Origin of the sequence: Pseudomonas sp. HT11, assembly GCF_044875395.1 — a bacterium.
Classification (GTDB): domain Bacteria; phylum Pseudomonadota; class Gammaproteobacteria; order Pseudomonadales; family Pseudomonadaceae; genus Aquipseudomonas.
The window spans coordinates 4122487-4137270 of sequence record NZ_CP173217.1 but is presented as its reverse complement, the minus strand read 5'-3'; the positions used below and the strand labels follow the sequence as shown (position 1 = coordinate 4137270).

The following is a 14784-nucleotide window of genomic DNA, read 5'->3' as shown; positions in this document are numbered from 1 at the left end:
CTTTTCAGTTTGTTTCCAGCCGTCAGGAACTAGATTTACAACTTTCAGTCGATTAACCCGGTTAACCCCGACTGCGGCGTGGCGAACTAATGGCACTTCTCCGGTATTGGCCAGTAGTTCCAAATAGCCATACTTTCTCGCAACTAGACACCCCACACTATGTCGTCAATGCCCATCGATGCCTGCACTCTGCAGATCCCGCACACCGACCACGTGTGCGCGTGGCTGATGCGGCACGCCGGGCTGAAAACGGTCGACCTGGAGCGCGCCCGGCGCCTGTCTACGGACGCCGGCGACCTGCTCGGCCTGCTCGCGCGTCTGGGGCTGGTCTCTGAAATCGAACTGGCCCGCGCCTGGGCGGACCTGCTTGGCGCGCCGCTGTTGTTGGCCGATGCCGCGCCGCCGCTGCTCGACCCGTTGCCCGCCCTCACTGAACGCTTTATGCGCCACTACCAGGTTGTGCCCATGGGCTGGGCCCAAGGTGGCCTGCGCGTATTGGCGGCCAACCCGGCGCACCTCTATCCCTTTCAAGCCCTGGCCTACGCCTGCCAGGTGCCGGTGTGGCTGGCCATCGGCCCGCGTACTGAAGTCGACACGCTGATCGAGCGTTACTACGGCCAGGGCCGCTCCGCCATGGGCACCCTGATCGAAAACCTCGATGAGCAGGGCGGGGCGCTGGAAGATATCGAACACCTCAAGGACATGGCCTCCGAAGCGCCGGTGATTCGCCTGGTCAACCTGATCCTGCAGCGTGCGGTGGAACAGCGCGCGTCGGATATCCACATCGAACCCTTCGAAAACCAGCTCAAGGTGCGTTACCGCATCGACGGTGTGCTGCACGACGCCGAAGCGCCGCCGGCCAGTTCGTCGGCGGCGGTGATCTCGCGGGTCAAGATCATGGCGCGCCTGGACATCGCCGAACGGCGCCTGCCCCAGGACGGGCGGATCATGCTGCGTGTCCAGGGCAAGGCGCTGGACCTGCGCGTGTCCACGGTGCCCACCAGCTTCGGCGAATCGGTGGTGATGCGCCTGCTCGACCGGCAAACCGTGCAGTTCGACTTCCAGAGCCTGGGCTTTGACGGCCAGCGCCTGGCGGCGTTTCTCGACCTGCTTGAACGCCCGCACGGCATCCTGCTGGTCACCGGGCCCACCGGCTCGGGCAAAACCACCACCCTCTACACCGCGTTGTCGCGGCTCAACACCGCTGAACGCAAGATCATCACCGTTGAAGACCCGGTGGAATACCAGCTCGAAGGCATCAATCAGATCCAGGTCAAGCCCGCCATTGGCCTGGACTTCGCCGGTGCGCTGCGCTCCATCGTGCGCCAGGACCCGGACGTGATCATGGTCGGCGAAATCCGCGACCTGGAGACCTGCCGCATCGCCATCCAGTCCTCGCTCACCGGCCACCTTGTGCTCTCCACCCTGCACACCAACAGCGCCGCCGCGAGCATCACGCGCTTGCTGGACATGGGCGTGGAAAGCTACCTGATCGCCTCGACGGTCAGCGGCATTCTCGCCCAGCGCCTGGTCCGGCGCCTGGACCCGGCGACCCGCGTGGCATTCGAAGCCGCGCCGGAACTGATCGAAGAACATGGCCTGGATCGCTTGACCGACCAGCGCCCGATCCTGCTCTACAAGGGCAGTTATCGCGGTCGCAGTGCAATCACCGAATTGCTGGTGATAAACGACGAACTGCGCAGCCTGTTGATGCGCCACGCCGACGCCGCCACGCTGGAGCAGGCCGCGCGCCGCGCCGGTCTGCGCACCTTGCATGAAGAAGGCCTGCGCCAGGCGCTGGCGGGCGTCACCTCGCTGGAAGAAGTGCTGCGCGTCACCCGTGGAGAGGGCGCGTGAGCCTGTTCAAGTTTCGCGCGCTGGACAGCCAGGGCGTGGCCCACAACGGCACGCTGCAAGCCCAGGACCAGGCGGCTGCCATCGCCGTCCTGCACAAGCGCGGCTTACTGCTGTTGCACATCGAAGTGGCCGGCAGCCCACTGCTGCGCACTGCGCGCGGGCCGTTGAAGGGCGCGACCCTGGTGAGCTTTACCCAGCAACTGGCCACGTTGCTCGGCGCCGGTCAGCCGCTTGAGCGCGCGTTGGGCCTGCTGCTCAAACCACCCGGCCAACCCCAGGTGCGCGCGCTGATCGAGCGTATCCGCGACCACGTCAAGGCGGGCAAGCCGTTATCCGCCGCGCTGGAGGAGGAGGGCGACACGTTCTCGGCGCTGTATTTGAGCATGGTGCGCGCCGGTGAGGCCGGTGGCGCGCTGGAAAGCACCTTGCATCAGTTGGGCGACTACCTGGAACGCAGCCAATTGCTGCGCGGCGACGTCATCAATGCGCTGATCTACCCGGCGTTCCTGGTGGTCGGTGTAGTGGGTTCGCTGGCGCTGTTGCTGGCGTACGTGGTGCCGCAATTCGTGCCGATTTTCCAGGACCTGGGCGTGCCGATTCCGCTGATCACCGAGGTCATTCTCGCGCTTGGCCAGTTCCTCGGCGCCTATGGCGTGTGGGTCCTGGGCGCTCTGGTGGCGGTCATCTGGATCGTGGCGGCACGCCTGCGTGATCCGCTGCGCAGGCAGCGCTACGACCGCCGCCTGCTCGGCATTCGCGTGATCGGCCCGCTGCTGCAACGCGTCGAAGCCGCCCGACTGACGCGCACCCTCGGCACCCTGCTCAGCAACGGCGTGGCCTTGCTGCAAGCACTCGTGATTGCCCGCCAAGTCTGCACCAACCGGGCGCTGCAAGCCCAAGTGGCGGATGCGGCGGAATCGGTCAAAGGCGGCGGCACCCTCGCCAGCGCGTTCGGCGCGCAACCGCTGCTGCCAGACCTGGCCCTGCAAATGATTGAAGTCGGCGAACAGGCCGGTGAACTGGACAGCATGCTGCTCAAGGTCGCCGAGGTGTTCGACGTCGAAGCCAAACGCGGCATCGACCGCCTGCTCGCCGCGCTGGTGCCGTCGCTGACCGTGGTCATGGCCGTGCTGGTGGCGGTAATCATGCTGGCGATCATGCTGCCGCTGATGAGCCTGACCAGCAATATATGAACCTTCAAGGAGCCACTCCCATGCGACACCTTCAACTCGGATCGACACGCCGCCAAAGCGGTTTCACCCTGCTCGAAATGCTCGCGGTGATCGTGTTGCTGGGCATTGTCGCGACCATTGTGGTGCGCCAGGTCGGCGGCAACGTGGACAAGGGCAAATACGGCGCAGGCAAGGCGCAACTGGCCGGCCTGAGCATGAAAATCGACAGCTATGCCCTCGACGTCGGCGCACCGCCCAACAGCCTGCGACAGCTGGTGGACAAGCCCGCCAACGCATCCAGCTGGGCCGGCCCCTACGCCAAGCCCTCCGACCTCAAGGACCCGTTCGGCCATGCCTTCGGCTATCGCTACCCCGGCGAGCACGGCGCCTTCGACCTGATTTTCTACGGTCAGGACGGCCAGCCGGGCGGCGATGGCTACAGCGCCGATCTGGGCAACTGGGAATAACCTCGCCATGGCCCAGCGCGGCTTTACCCTGCTGGAGATGCTGGTGGTCATCCTGTTGATCGGCCTCGCCGGCGGGTTGCTGGGGCTGGGCGTGCGCCAGGGTTTGCAGGCGGCGCAAGAGCGTCGCGTGGTCGGGCAGATGGTCGATGCGCTGCGCACCACGCGGGCCGGGGCGGTTGTCAGCGGCGCGGCGGCGCGCACTGAATTCGATCTGCAGAAAATGACCTTCCAGGCGCCGGGCCGCGCGCTGCAACACTGGCCGGCTGAGCTGCAGGTGAGCTTGCACACTGCCGAACAGGCCGGCTCGGCTGTCGAGTTTTACCCCGACGGCAGCTCAACCGGCGGCCATCTGTTGTTGGCCAATGGCAGCCGGCGCTGGCGCATCGACGTGGGCTGGCTGACCGGCAGCGTGCAGTCCAAGGCGCTGCCATGAAATACCAGACAGGCTTCACCTTGCTTGAAATGCTCGCCGCGCTGACCTTGATGGCGGTGTGCGGCACAGTGTTGCTGGTCGCCTTTGGCCAAAGCGCGCGCTCGTTGTCGCAAGTCGCCCACAGCGACCGCCTCACCCATGCGGCGCTGACGGTACTCGACCAGGAAGCGGCGGGGCCGCTGGCTGAAGGTGTCAGTGAAGGTGACTTGCAGGGCATCCACTGGCAACTGACCCAGACCCGACAACAGCCGCACCTTTTTCGCCTCGACCTGACCGTCAGCGAAGGGCCGCACCAGGCCCGTTTCAGTACCTTGAAGGCGCGCCTGTGAAGCGCCGCGAGCAGGGCTTCACCTTGCTGGAGATCCTCGTGGTGCTGAGCCTGCTCGCGGTGCTGCTGGTGCTGGTGGGCGGGGCGTTGCTGGGCGCCAATCGCGCCGTGTCCAAGGCCCAGCGCTACACCACCAGCCTGGATGAGATGCGCGCCGCCCAGCAGTTTTTACGCACGGCGATCAGTGAGGCGCTGCCCCTGGACGTCACCGAAGATGACAGCCAGACCGATGGTTTTTTTGTCGGCACGCCCCAGCGATTGCAGTTTGTGGCGACGTTGCCGGGTGTGCTCGGCGGCGGCATTCAGCGGTTCACGCTGCAAGCGCAAAAACAGGCATTGCAGGTGTCGTTTGCTCAGCTCGAATCGCACACCAACGTCGCCCGCAGTGAGCCGCAAGTGCTGCTCAAAAACGTCCAGGACTTGCAGTTCAGTTACCGCGGCGTATCGCCTTTGGGCCAAGCCACCGGATGGGTCAACCAATGGCCGTGGCCCAAGCATTTGCCCGCTGCGGTGCGCATTGCCGCACGCGTCGACGGCCCGCTGCCGTGGGTTACCCAAGTGATTGCCCTGCGTCTTAACCTCGCCAGCGGAGCGCTGGAGGAATGAGGCGCCAACGCGGCGCTGCGCTGCTGCTGGTGCTGTGGGCGCTGGCCTTGCTCAGTGTGTTGCTCGGCGGCCTGGCCGGCTGGGTACAGCTGCAAAGCCGCCAGGCCCTGTGGTTGCGCCAGCACACCCAGACCGTGCTGGCTGCCGAAGCCGGCATCGCCCTGGTCATGGCCGATCGGCGCTGGATTGCCGACGGCCGTGACATCGCGCTGACCTTCGACGATGCCCAGTTGCACGTCAGCCTGCGCAGCGAGCGCGGCAAGCTCTACCTGATCAACGCCGAGGCCGATGACTTGATGCGCCTGGCCCTGGCCTGCGGCGCCACCCAGGCCCAGGCCGACCAATTGATCAAAGCCTTTGAGGCGCGCCGCAAGCACGGCCTGCCGCCGTTTCGGGTGCTGGAAGAAGTGCGCCAGCTGCCCGGCATGACACAAACGCTGTACAGCCAATTGCTGCCGGAAATCACCCTGTGGAGTGACCTGGATCGACCCGATCCGGCCTTCGCCAGCCCGCTGATGCGCAAGGCGCTGGACTTGCCGCGTCAGAACGCCGAAGGCGCCGACCCGGGTGTGGTGCTGGTGGTCGACAGCCACGCACAGCGCCCCGGCGGCTACCAGGCACGCCTGCAACTCACCGTTTTATTGAGCCCCTCGGAGGACAGCGCGCAACCCTACCGGGTGCTGCGTTGGCAAGAATGAATCGACTGGAACCCATCGCCCGGCACTGGCGCGGCAGCCTGCTGCAACAGGGCTGGCGCCTGTGGCTCGCGGAGTTGCGCGCCTGTGTCCCGAAATGGCTGGCCCTGAGCGAGCCGCCTGAGCAGGTCTGCCACTGGCCACTGAGCGAACCGGTCACACTCGCCAGCGCGCGCCAGGTGCTGATGCTCGCGCCCGACGCGGTGCTGCTGCAAACCGTGCAGCTGCCGCTGGCCGCCGCGCGCAACCTGACCGCCGTGGTCGGGTACGAGCTGGATCGCTACACGCCCTTCGAGGCTGACCAGCTGTACTTCGTCGCGCGCCAGGAGCAACGCACCGCCACGCACCTGCAGGTCACGCTGGTGGCGATCCTGCGCGAACAGCTGGACCAGATCCTCACCGAGTGCGCCGCCCTCGGCGTGCACCCTCATCGGGTGGATGTGAACCACCTGGGCATCGACTTGCTCCCCGCGCCACTGCGCCCGCGCCAACGCCCCACCGGCAAAGGCCTGCAACGCAGCCTGCCGTGGCTGTGCGGTGCCTTGCTGATTGCGGCGATGCTGTTGTGGCTCAACGACCGCCAGCGCGTGCTCGACGCCATGCGCGCCAGCGTGCAGCAGCAAAAAGCCCAGGTTGCCGAGGTGCACGCCTTGCGCCAGCAACTGCTCAATACCCGTGGCGCGGCGCAATACCTGACCCGGCGCAAACTGGCGCAGCCGCCCTTGGCCGCGTTGCTCAATGACCTCACCACCTGCCTGCCCGCCGACACCTGGCTCGACCAGTTGGACGTCAAGGACGGCGAGATTTCCATCTCCGGACAAAGCGCCAAGGCCAGCGCGCTGATCACCCGCATCAAGAGTTGCCACAGCCTGGAAAACGCCCAGTTCGAAGGGGTGATTCAACCCGATGCGCGCACCGGCAAGGACCAGTTTGCCTTGCGTGCCCACCTACGCCAGGAGGCCGCCGATGCGCCGACCCCTCACACCCCGTGAACGTCGCGGTGCGGCCTTGCTATTGCTGGCCGTGGTCGTCGGCGCGGCCTACTGGCTGTTGATCGACAGCTGGTTCGCCGGCCCCTTGCGTGACATGGGCGAACAGGCCGAGCAGTTGCGCGAGCAGCAGCAACGCTACGCCGGCGTGGTGCGCCAGGGCGATGCGCTGCGCCAGCAACTGCAACAGGCCCGCCAGGACCCGGCCAGCAGCACCAGCCTGTTGCCGGGCGATGACCCTGACGTGGTGGCCGCCGACCTGATGCAGCGTCTTGCCGACCTGATCAACAGCCACGCCACGCTCGGCGGCGGCTGCAGCCTGACCCAACGCAAGCCCATCACCCCGGAGCAGGACGAGGGCGAGCCGTATCGCCAGGTCAAAGTCAGCCTGACCCTGAACTGCGCCATCGAGCCCTTGGAAGCCGTGCTGCATGAGCTGGAGTACCAGCCGCCGTTTTTGTTTGTGGATGAGCTGCGCATCCGCCGTGGCCAGCAGGCGCCAGCCAGCGGCGGGGCGGGAAAACTGCTGGTGCACCTGTTGGTGCGCGGCTATCTGCAACCGCAGGTGGCGCGATGATCGGCGCACTGCGCCCCCTGGAATGGGGCTTGCTCGGCTTGGCCGGGTTACTCGGCGTGCTGATGGCGGTCATCCTCAGCAGCATCGGCGATCAACCGCAGTGGCTGCCCGAACCCGTCGCGCGTGCGCACCCTGCGGTCAGTGCGCGCGTGGCGCCAAGCGTGACACTCGATAGCCTCGCCGCCACGTGGCAAACGCCGCTGTTCAGCCCTGATCGCAGCCCCGACAGCGTGGTGGGCAAAGCCCGAGTCTCGAGCCTGGCCAACCTGACCCTCAGCGGCATCATGATCACTGGCAACCTGCAAATGGCGATGCTCAAGCAGGCCGACGGCCGCCCGCTGACCGTGCGCCTGGGCCAGACGCTGCCCAACGGCTGGCGCCTGGAACACCTGACACCGCAATACGCCCGTTTTGCCCTGGATGGCCGCACGCAAACCTTGAACCTCTATGCCAAGCGCCTGCCGCCGCCGTCCACCCGGCCCCCGATTACTCTTCCCCGCGAGCCCCTCCCTTGATCGACATGCGCACTTCAACATTTTGCCTGGCCACCGCCCTCGCACTGGGCGGCTGTGGCGCCTTCCCCGACCGCCCCGACGCGGACGACGAGCTGCTGCACGAAGCCATGCAGGGCACCGGTTCACAACGGCCGCCGACTGCGGCGCCTGCGCCTGAAAGCCCACCGCTTGCAGCCAGGTCAGCGCCACAGCGCCAGGTGATCCGTGGCAACCAGCAATTCGTGCGTCCGCCCGCCGCATCACCGAGCGCCAAGGAGCAGGGCGGCGACATCGTGTTCAACTTCGCCGACCAGCCCATCGAAGCGGTGATCAACAGCGTGATGGGCGACCTGCTGCACGAAAACTACAGCATCGCCCAGGGCGTGAAGGGCAACGTCAGCTTCTCCACCTCCAAACCGGTGGACAAGCAGCAGGCGTTGTCGATTCTGGAAACCCTGCTGTCCTGGACCGACAACGCGATGATCCGCCAGGGCCAGCGCTATGTGATCCTGCCCGCCGACCAGGCCGTGGCCGGCAAGCTGGTGCCGCAAATGCACGTGGCGGCGCCGTCCAGCGGCCTCTCTGCGCGGTTGTTCCCACTGCGGTATATCTCCGCCACCGAGATGCAAAAGCTGCTCAAGCCGTTTGCCCGCGAGAACGCGTTTTTGCTGGTGGACCCGGCGCGCAACATCCTCAGCCTGGCCGGCACCGCGGAGGAACTGGCCAACTATCAGGAAACCATCGACACCTTTGATGTGGACTGGCTCAAGGGCATGTCGGTGGGCGTGTTCGGCCTGCAACGCGCGTCAGTGGCCGAGTTGATGCCCGAGCTGCAAGCCATGTTCGGCCCGGACAGTGGCATGCCGTTGGCGGGCATGCTGCGGTTTTTGCCGATTGAGCGCACCAATTCGGTGGTGGCGATTTCTTCACAGCCGCAGTACCTCAGCGAGGTGGGTGACTGGATCCGCACCATCGACGAGGGCGGCGGTAACGAGCCGCAGATGTATGTCTACGATGTGCGCAATATGAAGGCTTCGGACCTGGCCAGGTACCTGCGCCAGATCTATGGCAATGACGCGATCAAGGACGACGCGCCGGCGAAGGTTGCGCCGGGGTTGCGCACGGCGACGTTGTCGTCGCTCAACAGCAATTCCGGCGGGCTGCAAGATGCGCCGCCGCCCGCCGAGGAGCCTGAGCAAGCACCGGACGTTGCTGCGCCTGCGGCGGATAAAAGTCTTGAAGCCGGAACTCGGATTACTGCGCAGAAAAGCAGTAACCAACTGCTGGTGCGCACGCGTCCGGCGCAGTGGAAGGAGATCGAAGCGGCGATCAAACGCCTCGACAATCCGCCGCTTCAGGTACAGATCGAGACGCGCATTCTTGAGGTCAAGTTGACCGGGGAACTGGACCTTGGGGTGCAGTGGTATCTGGGGCGCCTGGCGGGGAATTCCGGAAGTAATACGGTGGCGAATGCCTCGGGCAACCAGGGGGCGCTCGGGGGCGGCGGGGCAGGGCTGGGGGCGTCGGATTCGTTGTTTTATTCGTTTGTCAGCGCCAATTTGCAGGTGGCGTTGCATGCGTTGGAGACCAATGGGCGCACTCAGGTGCTGTCGGCGCCGTCGTTGGTGGTGATGAATAACCAGCCGGCGCAGATTCAGGTGGGGGATAACATTCCTATCAGTCAGACCACGGTGAATACCGGCAACGCCGATTCCACCTTGAGCAGCGTCGAGTACGTGCAGACCGGGGTGATTCTGGATGTGGTGCCGCGCATTAATCCGGGCGGGTTGGTGTACATGGATATTCAGCAGCAGGTCAGTGATGCCGAAACTCAGAGTGGTACCAGTGATACGCCGGTGAATCCGCGGATATCGACGCGGTCGGTGTCGACGCAGGTCGCGGTGCAAAGTGGGCAGACGGTGTTGCTGGGCGGGTTGATCAAGCAGGACAACGCGCAGAGTGTCAGTGCTGTGCCGTATCTGGGCAAGATTCCTGGGTTGCGGTGGTTGTTTGGTAACACCAGCAAGTCCAAGGATCGCACGGAGTTGATTGTGTTGATTACGCCTCGGGTGATTACCAGCAGCAGCCAGGCGCGGCAGGTGACGGATGATTATCGCCAGCAGATGCAGTTGCTGCGGCCGGCGAGATGAAGTGAAGCAATGGGGTGGAAAATGTAGGGGCTGGGTTGCCTGGGATGGTGGTAGCTCGTGTACATATCCGTTGCTGTGGTAACGGCTGCTATTGGCTCCGCTCTTACAGCGGGTCGCTTTTGGAAGGACCTGTACGGACCCAAAAGTAACCAAAAGGTCCTCGCCCCACCACTCGGCACCTCGCCTGGGCTCGGTGTGCCCTCACGCAGGCTTTGGAAAAGCAGAGCACGGCGGCCTGGTAGCCGACCTGAGTGGTAGAAGCAAAAGCACAGCAACACATCTCTATCTGATGCACAGAGATCCAAATGTGGGAGCGGGCTTGCCCGCGATGGCATCAACCGGGTATGCCTGATCCACCGAGTCGTCTGCATCGCACGCAAGCCAGCTCCCACATTTGATTGAGTGCAGCCTCCAGGATCAGGTCGGCTGTCAGCCCGCCGAGCTGTAGATTTTGATCCTGGGTGCTCAGTTACACCACGCTGGCAACCCGCGCCTGATCTCAATAAAACATTACCAATACGAATAAAATTATTAATAAATAATGAAATTGGAGAATATTAGCTTATGCCCAAATAGCATTATATTTTTAAAATCCATTCCGTTATGTTTGATCGCAACAGCCTACCCCCGACCTCGGATGGTACCCAGCGTGATTCAGATTCTGCGCGCCATAACCGGGTAAAGACCCTGCGGCAGAATCGTTGGAACGGAGTTCAACGTATGTTGCCCATTCAAACCCCTCGCTCGCCCCACACCTAGTTCCCAATCGCCGAAACACCCTCGAAAAATCCGAGCACCGCGCACGACCGCGCGAGCGCCCGACTTCGCGATCTGGAAAGTCTGGAGTGGCCATGAAGCACGTTTTACACCCCACCACCGCCCTGGCGCTGGCCCTGCTGGCGAGTGCAGCTCAGGCCCAGGACGACAGCACCCTGTCCACCGTGGTGGTCACCGGCAACCGTGGCGCCGAGCAGCGCACCGTCACCAGCAGCCCGGTGCCAATCGATGTCGTCAGCGCCAAGCAACTGCAAAACACTGGCAAGCCCGGTTTGATGGAAGCCTTGAGCGCGGTGATCCCGTCGCTGACCCTGCCGGAAAAAACCGGTTGGGACGCCAGCGGCATTGCCCGTGCTCCCAACTTGCGCGGCCTGAGTGCCGCCGAAGTGTTGGTGCTGGTCAACGGCAAGCGCCGTCACACAAGCGCCACCCTGAACATCAACGGCATCAACACCGGCGCGGCTCCGGCTGACTTGGACCTGATCCCGATCAGCGCCATCGACCACGTTGAAGTGCTGCGCGACGGCGCTGCCGCCCAATATGGCTCGGACGCCATTGCCGGGGTGATCAACGTGATCCTCAAGGCCGACACCAGCGGCACCGCTGTGACCAACATCGGCCAGGGCTACGACGGCAAGAAACAGACCGTGCAGCAAAGCCTCAACAAGGGTTTCGAAATCGGCAACGGCGGCATCGTGCAGTTGGCCCTGGACGCACGCAGCCAGAATGACGACAACAAGGCCAGCGCCAACGGTTACACCTACGAGCAAGCCTATGGCCTGGCGGGCAAGTCCACTTATGGCGGTTACGGCACGCCCAAGACCAACCTGCTGACCCTGGGCTACAACGCCGAGCTGCCGATTGATGACAGTTTGAGCCTGTATTCCTTCACCACCTACTCGCGACGCAAGGCCGAGCAAGGCCAGAACTTCCGCCTGCCGACCATCACCAACACCATCACCACCGGGCCCAATGGCTACCCGGCCGGCTACACGCCGACCTGGTACATCGACGAGGATGATTTCCAGGCCGCGTTCGGCGGCAAGGGCACGGTCGGCGCGTGGGACTGGGATCTGTCCACCACCTACGGGCGCAACGAAGCGGAGCAGGGCACCACCCACAACCAGAACCCGTCGCTGGGCGAGTACACACCCAACAGCTTCACCTCCGGCACCTGGATTTCCACCGAGCTGACCACCAACCTTGACTTCAAGCGCGGCTTCGACATTGGCCTGCAAAAGCCGCTGGACCTGTCTTACGGCTTCGAGCATCGGCGCGACACCTATGAGGTGCAGGCCGGTGACTACGCGTCCTATGCCAATGGCGGTTACTGCGTGGCGCCGGGCAATTGCGCGTCGTCCGGGGCGCAGGTCACCAACGGCATTTCACCGGCGGAAGAGAGCAGCGCCTCGCGCAACAGCCTCGCCAGCTATGTCGATGTGGGCTTCAACCCGCTGCCGGACTGGTACGTGGGCACCGCGTTGCGCTATGAGCATTACAACGAAGGCGTCGGCGCAACCCGCAGCGGCAAGCTGACCACGCGCTACGATTTCACCCCGCAGTTCGCCGTGCGCGCCACGGTCAGCAATGGTTTTCGCGCGCCGTCCCTGGCCAACAGCCTGTTCAGCGCGCGCTCCACGACCTATGGCGTGGTCGACGGCGTGTATCAATCGATCAACTACGGCGTGTTGCCTGTGGGGTCGGCGGCGGCCAAGGCCTTGGGCGCCGAGGGCTTGAAACCCGAGCGTTCGACCAACTTCAGCCTCGGTTTCACCCTCACGCCCACCGACCGCTTGAACTTCACCGCCGACGCCTACGTGATCAACCTGCGTGACCGCATCACCCTGACCGGCACCCTGCTGGGCCCGGAAGTCACCCAGGTCTTGCAGAACAACGGCATCAATTCCACCTCCGGCGGCCAGTACTTCATCAACGGCGCCGACACCCGCACCAAAGGCGTGGACCTGGTCAGCAACTACAACCAGGACATCGGCCCGTACGGCTCGCTGAAGTGGACGGCCGCGTTCAACTGGAACCAGACCAAGATCCTCAACTACAAGGCGTCCACCGACATCCTCGGCACCTCCTATGACCTGATGGACCGCCAGGCCCGCGGCCTGATCACCGATGTGCAGCCCAAGACCAAGCTGATCCTGGGCGGTGACTGGAGCATCGACCGCTTCAACCTCAACCTGGCCCTGACTCGTTACGGCTCGTACAAAGAGGTCAACGTTTCCGCCGACCGCAGCCTCGACCGGGTCTACAGCGCCAAGTGGATCACCGACCTCGACCTTGGCTACAACCTCACCAAAGACCTGAACGTCGCCGTCGGCGCCAAGAACCTGTTCGACCAATACCCCAAAAAACAAGGCGTGCCGAGCAGCACCATGCTCGCCAGCTACGGCACGTATTCGCCCTACGGTTTTACCGGCGGGTACTACTACACCCGGCTGACTTACGCCTTCTAAGGCCGCAACTCGCGAGGAATAGACCATGCCCATTGTCGCCAAAACCTATGACCTGATCGATGAGGTCTCCGACTACCCGGTTCGCCAGGCGCGTGTCGCAACGCCGATCAAAGCCTTGCACGTGGTGCCGGCCCGGCACCCGTGGCGCTGGGCCGGGTCGATTTTCGCCGCGCTGGTGCTGCTGGCCATCGTGCATTCGCTGGCCACCAACCCGCGTTGGGAGTGGGGCGTGTTCGGCCAGTGGTTCTTCTCGCCGTCGGTGCTGCGTGGCCTGGGCCAGACGCTGTTGCTGACATTGCTCAGCACCGTGTTCAGCATCATCCTCGGCACTGCCTTGGCCCTGGCGCGGCTGTCGGGCTCGCCGCTGCTGGCGGCGTTGGCCTGGGGCTACATCTGGTTTTTCCGCTCGATGCCGGCGCTGCTGGTGCTGATCATCCTCTACAACTTTGCCTACCTGTATGACCACATCGTACTCGGCGTGCCGTTCACCGGCGTGGTGTTCGCCGAATGGTCGACGGTGGATGTGCTCAGTCAATTCACTGTGGCGGTATTGGGCCTGAGCCTGATGCAAGCGGCCTACGCGGCAGAGATCATTCGCGGCGGCCTGATCGGCGTGGACGCCGGCCAGCATGAAGCGGCGGCGGCCTTGGGCTTGCCGGCCTCGCGGCGTATCTTCCGGATCATCCTGCCCCAGGCGCTGCGTTCGATTCTGCCCTCGGGTTTCAACGAAATCATCGGCCTGGTCAAGGGCACGTCCATCGTCTACGTGCTGGCCTTGCCGGAGCTGTTCTACACCGTGCAGGTCATCTACAACCGCACCCAGGCAGTGATCCCGCTGCTGATCGTGGCCACCGTGTGGTACCTGATCATCACCACCATGCTGACCAGCGCCCAGTATTACGTCGAGCGCCACTTTGCGCGTGGCACCGCGCGCGTGCTGCCGCCGACGCCGCTGCAACGCATCCGCCGCTGGCTCAAGGAGAAAACCCATGAGTGACGCACGCGCGGGGCGCATCCAGATCCAGGGCGTGGGCAAGCGCTTTGGCAACCAGCAGGTGCTCAACGACATCGACCTGACCATCGACCCGGGCAAGGTCACGGTGATTCTCGGGCCGTCCGGTTCGGGCAAATCCACCTTGCTGCGCACCATCAACCACCTGGAGAAGATCGACAGCGGGCACATCACCATCGACGGTGAATACGTCGGCTATCGGCGCAAGGGTGACCTGCTCTACGAATTGAAAGAGCGCGAGATTCTCAAGCGGCGCATCGACGTGGGTTTCGTGTTCCAGAACTTCAACCTGTTCCCGCACCTCACCGCCTGGGAAAACATCGCCGAAGCGCCGCTGGCCCACAAACGCTGGCGTAAAGCCGAAGCCCACTTCAAGGCCGCCGAGTTGCTGGCCAAGGTTGGCCTGGCGGACAAGGTCGATGCCTACCCGCGCCAGCTCTCCGGTGGTCAGCAACAGCGCGTGGCCATCGCCCGCGCCTTGGCACTGGACCCCAAGGTGCTGCTGTTTGACGAACCTACTTCAGCCCTCGACCCGGAGCTGGTGGGCGAGGTGCTCGATGTGATCAAGGGCCTGACCCAGCTGGGCGTGACCCTGGTGATCGTCACCCACGAGATCGGTTTCGCCCGTGAGGTGGCCGACCACGTGGTGTTCCTATGCGACGGCCAACTGATCGAAGAGGGCCCGCCCGAGCAGATTTTCCGCCAACCCCGACATCCCCGCACCGTGGCCTTTCTCGGCAAGGTGCTTTAGTTCAAGGA

14 protein-coding genes are annotated in these 14784 nt (G+C 64.1%); all 14 read left to right on the top strand.

All coding sequences use genetic code 11. The annotated features are described in order from the left end of the window. Nucleotides 1-159 precede the first annotated feature (159 nt). On the top strand, nucleotides 160-1857 hold the full coding sequence (gene gspE, locus ABWL43_RS19025) for a type II secretion system ATPase GspE (protein WP_404483617.1): 1698 nt from the start codon (nucleotides 160-162) through the stop codon (nucleotides 1855-1857). Next, a complete protein-coding gene (gspF, locus tag ABWL43_RS19020; protein WP_404483615.1) occupies nucleotides 1854-3050 on the top strand; it encodes a type II secretion system inner membrane protein GspF in 1197 nt (398 codons plus the stop codon). The genes gspE and gspF overlap by 4 nt, the downstream gene beginning before the upstream one ends. Next, nucleotides 3047-3496, top strand: a complete 450-nt coding sequence (gene gspG, locus ABWL43_RS19015; RefSeq protein WP_145165883.1) for a type II secretion system major pseudopilin GspG — start codon at nucleotides 3047-3049, stop codon at nucleotides 3494-3496. The genes gspF and gspG overlap by 4 nt, the downstream gene beginning before the upstream one ends. A gap of 7 nt (nucleotides 3497-3503) precedes the next feature. Continuing rightward, on the top strand, nucleotides 3504-3929 hold the full coding sequence (locus ABWL43_RS19010; RefSeq protein WP_404483613.1) for a type II secretion system protein: 426 nt from the start codon (nucleotides 3504-3506) through the stop codon (nucleotides 3927-3929). Then, the gene (locus ABWL43_RS19005) at nucleotides 3926-4258 is read left to right on the top strand and encodes a type II secretion system protein (protein WP_145165885.1); all 333 of its coding nucleotides are present in this window, start codon (nucleotides 3926-3928) and stop codon (nucleotides 4256-4258) included. Before ABWL43_RS19010 ends, ABWL43_RS19005 begins: the two co-directional genes overlap by 4 nt. Beyond that, nucleotides 4255-4863 (top strand): prepilin-type N-terminal cleavage/methylation domain-containing protein, encoded by a 609-nt coding sequence (locus ABWL43_RS19000; RefSeq protein WP_404483611.1) that lies wholly within the window; start codon nucleotides 4255-4257, stop codon nucleotides 4861-4863. Before ABWL43_RS19005 ends, ABWL43_RS19000 begins: the two co-directional genes overlap by 4 nt. Beyond that, a complete protein-coding gene (locus ABWL43_RS18995) occupies nucleotides 4860-5561 on the top strand; it encodes a type II secretion system minor pseudopilin GspK (protein WP_404483609.1) in 702 nt (233 codons plus the stop codon). The genes ABWL43_RS19000 and ABWL43_RS18995 overlap by 4 nt, the downstream gene beginning before the upstream one ends. Then, entirely contained in the window at nucleotides 5558-6550 is a 993-nt protein-coding gene (locus tag ABWL43_RS18990; protein ID WP_404483607.1) for a type II secretion system protein GspL, read from the top strand. The genes ABWL43_RS18995 and ABWL43_RS18990 overlap by 4 nt, the downstream gene beginning before the upstream one ends. Beyond that, on the top strand, nucleotides 6525-7124 hold the full coding sequence (gene gspM / locus ABWL43_RS18985) for a type II secretion system protein GspM (RefSeq protein ID WP_242151007.1): 600 nt from the start codon (nucleotides 6525-6527) through the stop codon (nucleotides 7122-7124). Before ABWL43_RS18990 ends, gspM begins: the two co-directional genes overlap by 26 nt. Further along, nucleotides 7121-7639, top strand: a complete 519-nt coding sequence (locus ABWL43_RS18980; RefSeq protein ID WP_242199201.1) for a general secretion pathway protein GspN — start codon at nucleotides 7121-7123, stop codon at nucleotides 7637-7639. Before gspM ends, ABWL43_RS18980 begins: the two co-directional genes overlap by 4 nt. A 5-nt stretch (nucleotides 7640-7644) precedes the next feature. Continuing rightward, entirely contained in the window at nucleotides 7645-9768 is a 2124-nt protein-coding gene (gene gspD / locus ABWL43_RS18975; RefSeq protein ID WP_404483605.1) for a type II secretion system secretin GspD, read from the top strand. An 851-nt stretch (nucleotides 9769-10619) separates the two neighbouring features. Then, on the top strand, nucleotides 10620-13013 hold the full coding sequence (locus ABWL43_RS18970; RefSeq protein ID WP_404483603.1) for a TonB-dependent receptor plug domain-containing protein: 2394 nt from the start codon (nucleotides 10620-10622) through the stop codon (nucleotides 13011-13013). 25 nt (nucleotides 13014-13038) lie between these two features. After that, entirely contained in the window at nucleotides 13039-14010 is a 972-nt protein-coding gene (locus ABWL43_RS18965; protein WP_404483601.1) for an amino acid ABC transporter permease, read from the top strand. Continuing rightward, nucleotides 14003-14776 carry an amino acid ABC transporter ATP-binding protein gene (locus ABWL43_RS18960; protein ID WP_242199205.1) on the top strand — a complete coding sequence of 258 codons (774 nt, stop codon included), beginning with the start codon at nucleotides 14003-14005 and terminating at the stop codon, nucleotides 14774-14776. Before ABWL43_RS18965 ends, ABWL43_RS18960 begins: the two co-directional genes overlap by 8 nt. The last annotated feature ends 8 nt before the right edge of the window (nucleotides 14777-14784 follow it).

Coding starts and splice junctions, on each gene's coding strand:
- ABWL43_RS18995 (WP_404483609.1), top strand. CDS start 4,860: ATGAGGCGCCAACGCGGCGCTGCGCTGCTGCTGGTGCTGTGGGCGCTG.
- gspD (WP_404483605.1), top strand. CDS start 7,645: ATGCGCACTTCAACATTTTGCCTGGCCACCGCCCTCGCACTGGGCGGC.
- gspM (WP_242151007.1), top strand. CDS start 6,525: ATGCGCCGACCCCTCACACCCCGTGAACGTCGCGGTGCGGCCTTGCTA.
- gspE (WP_404483617.1), top strand. CDS start 160: ATGTCGTCAATGCCCATCGATGCCTGCACTCTGCAGATCCCGCACACC.
- ABWL43_RS18980 (WP_242199201.1), top strand. CDS start 7,121: ATGATCGGCGCACTGCGCCCCCTGGAATGGGGCTTGCTCGGCTTGGCC.
- ABWL43_RS19010 (WP_404483613.1), top strand. CDS start 3,504: ATGGCCCAGCGCGGCTTTACCCTGCTGGAGATGCTGGTGGTCATCCTG.
- ABWL43_RS18970 (WP_404483603.1), top strand. CDS start 10,620: ATGAAGCACGTTTTACACCCCACCACCGCCCTGGCGCTGGCCCTGCTG.
- ABWL43_RS19005 (WP_145165885.1), top strand. CDS start 3,926: ATGAAATACCAGACAGGCTTCACCTTGCTTGAAATGCTCGCCGCGCTG.
- gspG (WP_145165883.1), top strand. CDS start 3,047: ATGAACCTTCAAGGAGCCACTCCCATGCGACACCTTCAACTCGGATCG.
- ABWL43_RS18960 (WP_242199205.1), top strand. CDS start 14,003: ATGAGTGACGCACGCGCGGGGCGCATCCAGATCCAGGGCGTGGGCAAG.
- ABWL43_RS18965 (WP_404483601.1), top strand. CDS start 13,039: ATGCCCATTGTCGCCAAAACCTATGACCTGATCGATGAGGTCTCCGAC.
- ABWL43_RS18990 (WP_404483607.1), top strand. CDS start 5,558: ATGAATCGACTGGAACCCATCGCCCGGCACTGGCGCGGCAGCCTGCTG.